We start from the raw sequence: 5,627 nt of genomic DNA, 5'->3' as shown, positions 1-5,627 counted from the left end.
GGGGGACTGCGAGGCGAGCACGAACCGCCGGACGGGCCGCGGCGCGGCGGCCCCGGGGGTGCTCACTGCCACCCCGACGCCTGCCAGGCGCCGGGTCGCGGGGCGAGCAGCGGAGGACGGGTCCGGCGCCAGTGCGCGCTCCACCCCGACGGCGGCGGCTGCGGCGGCTCGGCGGCCCCGGACCGCGACTGCAGCACCACCACGAGCGCGGCGAGCTCCTCGGGCGTGGGGTCGCCGGAGACGACCTGCAGGACCGGGCTGTCGGTCATGGGAGCTCCTCCATCTCGTCAGGGGCCAGCGGCGCCGGGCCGGACTCAACCACACCGGCACCGGAGGAGTCGAGGAGACCCGTCCGGCCGTCCACCCACGGCTCGCCCTCGACCCGTACCCGTTCCCCGCTCGAGGCCGCGGCGTCGATCGCCAGCCCGACGTGGTGGTCGTAGCAGCCGTCAGCCAGCGGGTACGGCTCGGGCCCCTCGCCGCGCACCCAGTCCCGCGTCCGCAGCAGCAGGGCGGCGGTGGCGATCTCGTCGTCGTTCCAGCGCCGGCCGAAGAACGGGTTGCGGTAGACCACCTCGCCGTCGAAGGTGATGGTGTCGGTGTCGTAGCCGTGCAGGTCGAGGTCGTGGCCGGTCTGGCGGCGCTCCAGCCGCGAGGTGGTGACGGTGTCGACCGCCGTCACCCGCGCCACCTCGTCCTCGGCCAGCTCGCCGTGCGTGCCGCGCACCAGGGTGCGCCGGTGCCGCAGCGGGTTGCGGGTCTGCCCGTCGACGAAGTCGTAGACGCCGCTGCGGCCGTCGCCCAGGTCGAGCGTCGCCACCACGTTCGCGGTGGGACGCGGCTCGGGGTCGCCGGTCCAGCCCTGGCGGCCCAGCGGGTGCACCAGCGCCGCCACGAACCGGTCGGCGCGGACGGTGAGCGGCACCCGTCCGGCGCCGAGCAGCCCGCGGACCAGTGAGACCGCGTGGTAGTACTGCGTGGAGGAGATCTGCACCTGGGTCGGCGTCCCGATCGCCCCGGAGCGCACCACCGCCAGCCGGGCGGCGTGGGCGGGCAGCAGCAGGTACTGCTCGGCCACCTGCACCAGCCCGCTGCCGCCGACCTCGTCCCACAGCGCCCGCATCGCCTCGACGTCGGGGGCCGGCGGGGTCTCGGCCAGCACCGGGACGCCGTGGCGCACGGCCTCGGTCACCAGCTGCGGCGTCACCGACCAGGGGACGGCGGTGAGCACGAGGTCGGGACGGGTCTGCTCCAGGCAGTCGGCCAGCGAGCTGAAGGTCGGCAGCCCGAGGTCGCGGGGACGGCGGACCACCACCCCCACGCAGGACAGCTCGGGCAGCGCCGCGGCGGCCCGGAGGAAGGCCCCGGCGCGGAAGCCGGGACCCACCACCACGAACCGCAGCGGCCCGTCGTTCATGACCAGTCGCTCACAGGGGGATGTTGCCGTGCTTCTTCGGCGGCAGGGTCTCGCGCTTGGTGCGCAGCATCCGCAGCAGCCGGGTGATCTCGCGGCGGGTCTCGTGCGGGGCGATCACCTGGTCGAGGTAGCCGCGCTCGGCCGCGATGTAGGGGTTGGCCAGCTCGTCCTCGTACTCGGTGATGAGCTCGGCCCGCCGGGTGTCGGGGTCGGGGTGGTCGGCCAGGTGGCGCCGGTGCAGGATGTTGACCGCGCCCTGGGCGCCCATCACCGCGATCTGCGCGGTCGGCCAGGCCAGGTTGACGTCGGCGCCGAGGTGCTTGGAACCCATCACGTCGTAGGCGCCGCCGTAGGCCTTGCGGGTGATCAGGGTGACCAGCGGGACGGTGGCCTCGGCGTAGGCGTAGAGCAGCTTCGCCCCGCGCCGGATGATGCCGTTCCACTCCTGGTCGGTGCCGGGCAGGAAGCCGGGGACGTCGACCAGGGTGAGCACCGGGATGTTGAAGGCGTCGCAGAAGCGGACGAAGCGGGCCGCCTTCTCCGAGGCGTCGATGTCGAGGCAGCCGGCCAGGTGCAGCGGCTGGTTGGCGACCACGCCGACGCTGTGCCCGTCGATCCGGCCGAAGCCGATGACGATGTTGGGCGCGAACAGCGCCTGCACCTCGGTGAACTCGCCGTCGTCGAGGACGCGGGTGATCACCTCGTGCATGTCGTAGGGCTGGTTGGCCGAGTCCGGCACCAGGGTGTCGAGCTCGCGGTCGACCTCGTGCACGGCGAGGTCGTTGGGCTCGTCGAAGGAGGGCGCGGGCTCCATGTTGTTCTGCGGCAGGTAGGCCAGCAGCTCACGGACGTAGCCGATCGCGTCGGCCTCGTCGCTGGCGAGGTAGTGCGCGTTGCCCGAGCGGGTGTTGTGGGTGCGTCCGCCGCCGAGCTCCTCCATGGTCACCTGCTCGCCGGTGACCGAGCGGATCACCTCCGGCCCGGTGATGAACATCTGCGAGGTCTGGTCGACCATGACGACGAAGTCGGTCAGCGCGGGCGAGTAGACGTGCCCGCCGGCGGCCGCGCCCATGATCAGCGAGATCTGCGGGATGACGCCGGAGGCGTGGGTGTTGCGGCGGAAGATCTCGCCGTACAGCCCGAGGGAGACCACGCCCTCCTGGATGCGCGCACCGCCGCCCTCGTTGATCCCGATCAGCGGGCAGCCGGTCTTCATCGCCCAGTCGATGACCTTGCAGATCTTCTCCCCGTACACCTCGCCGAGGCTGCCGCCGAAGATCGTGACGTCCTGGCTGAACACCGCGACCGGACGTCCGTTGACGGTGCCCACACCGGTGACCACACCGTCGCCGTAGGGCCGCTTCTGCTCCAGGCCGAACATCGTCGAGCGGTGCCGGGCGAACTCGTCCAGCTCGACGAAGGAGTCCTCGTCCAGCAGCAGCTCCACCCGCTCGCGGGCGGTCATCTTGCCCTTGGCGTGCTGCTTCTCCACCGCCGCCGCCGAGCCGGCGTGCACCGCCTGCTCGATGCGTTCCTCCAGGTCGGCCAGCTTCCCGGCGGTGGTGTGGATGTCAGGAGTCATGAGGGCGACCTTAAGGGATCCTGGCGTGCCGTCCCCAACCTGAGACCATGCTCCGGTGAGCGAGCCGACCCCTGCCCCGCACCCCGACGAGGAGCGTCTGCGCGACCTGCTCAGCGCGGTGCCGCGGTGGGGTCGGGTGCGGGTGCTGGCGGCGACCGGGTCGACCAACGACGACCTCGCCGCCGACGCCCGGGCGGGCCGGGCGCACCCCGGGTCGGTGCTGCTCAGCTGGCACCAGCAGCAGGGCCGCGGACGGCTGGACCGGGTCTGGACGGCCCCACCGGGGGCCGCCTCGGCGACCTCGGTGCTGGTCGACGTCGACGCCGTGCCGCTCGCGCGGGTGCCCTGGCTGTCGCTGGTGGTCGGGCTGGCGGTGGTGGCCGGGGTGGAGCGCTCGACCGGGCTCCGCCCGGCGCTGAAGTGGCCCAACGACGTCCTGCTCGACGGGCGGAAGGTGTGCGGGATCCTCGCCGAGCGGGTGGAGACGCCGACCGGCCCGGCCGCGGTCCTCGGCTGGGGGCTCAACCTCACCCAGACCGCCGAGCAGCTGCCGGTGCCGACGGCGACCTCGCTCGCGCTGGCCGGGGCCCGCGACGTCGACGGCCTGGTGGTGGCGGCCGCGGTGCTGAGCGAGCTGGACGGGCGGCTGGAGCGCTGGCGGCAGGACAGCGGGGAGCTGCTGGCGGAGTACCGCGGGGTGTGCGCCACCCTCGGCCGCGAGGTCGTGGTGCACCTGCCGGGCGGGGAGACCGTCACCGGCCGGGCGCTGGACGCCGACCCGTCCGGGCGGCTGGTGGTCGACGTCGCCGGCCGGCCGCGGGCCTTCGCCGTCGGCGACGTGGTGCACCTGCGCTGAGGCTCAGGCCGTCCCGGGTCCGGCGGTGACCACCGTGACCCCGCGGTCGCGGAACCGCTGGCACATCTCGGCCGGGGCGCCGGCGTCGGTGACCAGCGTCCAGTGCTCGGGCATCCGCAGCCAGGCGTGGAAGGGTTCGGCGCCGAGCTTGCTGGCGTCGGCCAGCACGTAGGTGTGCCGGCTGCGGCGCCACATCAGCTCCTTGAGCCGGGTCTGGTCGAGGGTGGCCTCGCAGATGCCGCGTTCGGGGTTAACCCCGTCGGCGCCCAGGAAGACCCGGTCGAAGGTGAGCGTCTCCAGCGCCGCCTCCGTGAGCGGGCCGACGAAGCTCTGGCTGATCGCGCGCAGGTGCCCGCCGAGGCAGACCGTCTCGTGCGTGTCGCCCAGGGCCTGCAGCGGGGTGAGGCCGGTGGTGACGACCCGCAGCCCGCGGTGGCGGTGCAGGGCGGCGGCCAGCGCGGCCGTGGTGGTGCCGGCGTCCAGCAGGACCGTCTCGCCGTCCTCGACCTCGGCGGCCGCCCGGGCCCCGATCGCCCGCTTCGCCACCTGGGCCAGCTGGGCGCGCTCGTCCGGGGCGGTCTCGCGCGCCGGCACCGCGATGGCGCCGCCGTAGGTGCGGGCGAGCCGTCCGTCGGCGGTGAGCCGGGCCAGGTCGCGGCGGATGGTGGAGGCGGTGACGCCGAACTCCCGCGACAGGTCCTCCACGCTGGCCAGGCCGGTCGAGGCGGCCAGCTCGACGATCCGCTCGCGTCGCAGCGCCGCCCTCATGCCATCCTCCGATCAGCGGGCGGTGGAGAGCTCCACCGCCTGCCGCATGGCCTCCACCATGCTCTCGGTGCGGACCCTACCGGTGCCGGCGATGTCGAAGGCGGTGCCGTGGTCGACCGAGGTGCGGATCACCGGCAGCCCGACGGTGATGTTCACCCCGGCCTCGATCCCCAGCACCTTGATCGGGCCGTGGCCCTGGTCGTGGTACATCGCCACCACGAGGTCGTAGTCGCCGCGGCCGGCCAGGTAGAAGGCGGTGTCGGCCGGCAGCGGGCCGACCGCGTCGATGCCGCCGGCGGTGAGCCGCTGCAGGGCGGGGACGATCTTCTCCTCCTCCTCGCCGTAGCCGAACAGCCCGCCCTCCCCGGCGTGCGGGTTGATCGCGCAGACCCCGATCCGCGGGGCGTCGATGCCGCTGCGGCGCAGCGCCTCGTGGCCGCGGCGGACGGTCCGCTCGACCAGGCCCGGCTCGATCCGGTGCACCGCGTCGATGAGGCCGATGTGGGTGGTCACGTGGATCACCCGCAGCCGGGGGCTGGACAGCATCATCGACACCTCCTCGGTGCCGGTGAGCTCGGCCAGCATCTCGGTGTGGCCGGGGTAGCGGTGCCCGCCCAGGTGCAGGGCCTCCTTGTTGAGCGGGGCGGTGCAGATGGCCTGCACCCGGCCCGCGGTGGCGAGCTCGGCGGCGGTGCGGACGTACTGGAAGGCGGCGTCGCCCGCGACCGCGGAGAGCTCACCCCACGGCAGGTCCTCCGGCAGCAGCCCGAGGTCGACGACGTCGATCCGCCCGGGCTGGCCGACCGCCTGCTCGGGGCCCTCGACCGCGACCACCTCGGCGTCCGTGCCGAGGATCCGGGCCGCCTGGCGCAGCCGGCCGGCGTCGCCGACGACGAGCGGGACGCAGCGGGCCAGGACGTCGGGGGAGGTGACCGCGGCGGCCGTCACCTCGGGCCCGACGCCGGCGCCGTCGCCCATGGTGACCGCGACCACCGGACGCGGCC

Annotated in this window: 6 protein-coding genes; 1 reads left to right on the top strand and 5 read right to left on the bottom strand. The window is 74.3% G+C overall.

The window, feature by feature from the left end:
* Window positions 1-62 precede the first annotated feature (62 nt).
* The 3 genes from DVA66_RS16420 to DVA66_RS16410 are packed head-to-tail and all read right to left on the bottom strand — an operon-like array spanning window position 63 to window position 2,999.
* Window positions 63-269, bottom strand: a complete 207-nt coding sequence (locus DVA66_RS16420) for an acyl-CoA carboxylase subunit epsilon (RefSeq protein ID WP_114561042.1) — start codon at window positions 267-269, stop codon at window positions 63-65.
* On the bottom strand, window positions 266-1,417 hold the full coding sequence (locus tag DVA66_RS16415) for a Gfo/Idh/MocA family protein (RefSeq protein ID WP_114561041.1): 1,152 nt from the start codon (window positions 1,415-1,417) through the stop codon (window positions 266-268). Before DVA66_RS16415 ends, DVA66_RS16420 begins: the two co-directional genes overlap by 4 nt.
* A 10-nt stretch (window positions 1,418-1,427) precedes the next feature.
* A complete protein-coding gene (locus DVA66_RS16410) occupies window positions 1,428-2,999 on the bottom strand; it encodes an acyl-CoA carboxylase subunit beta (protein WP_114561040.1) in 1,572 nt (523 codons plus the stop codon).
* A gap of 55 nt (window positions 3,000-3,054) precedes the next feature.
* Between DVA66_RS16410 and DVA66_RS16405 the strand changes: the two genes are divergently transcribed.
* Window positions 3,055-3,855: a biotin--[acetyl-CoA-carboxylase] ligase gene (locus tag DVA66_RS16405; protein ID WP_114561039.1), complete on the top strand. Its 801-nt coding sequence runs from the start codon at window positions 3,055-3,057 to the stop codon at window positions 3,853-3,855.
* Window positions 3,856-3,858: 3 nt separating this feature from the next.
* Here the strand turns inward: DVA66_RS16405 and DVA66_RS16400 are convergent, their stop codons facing one another.
* Both DVA66_RS16400 and pdxA read right to left on the bottom strand, forming a co-directional pair.
* Complete coding sequence (locus DVA66_RS16400; RefSeq protein ID WP_114561038.1) at window positions 3,859-4,623, bottom strand: DeoR/GlpR family DNA-binding transcription regulator; 765 nt, start codon at window positions 4,621-4,623, stop codon at window positions 3,859-3,861.
* A 12-nt stretch (window positions 4,624-4,635) separates the two neighbouring features.
* Window positions 4,636-5,627: 4-hydroxythreonine-4-phosphate dehydrogenase PdxA (gene pdxA / locus DVA66_RS16395; protein WP_114561037.1), on the bottom strand; the 992-nt coding region annotated here is incomplete at its 5' end.

Source organism: Desertihabitans aurantiacus (genome assembly GCF_003344635.1).
Classification (GTDB): domain Bacteria; phylum Actinomycetota; class Actinomycetes; order Propionibacteriales; family Propionibacteriaceae; genus Desertihabitans; species Desertihabitans aurantiacus.
The sequence above is the reverse complement of the archived record's forward strand: the minus strand, read 5'-3'. Positions and strand labels throughout refer to the sequence as shown.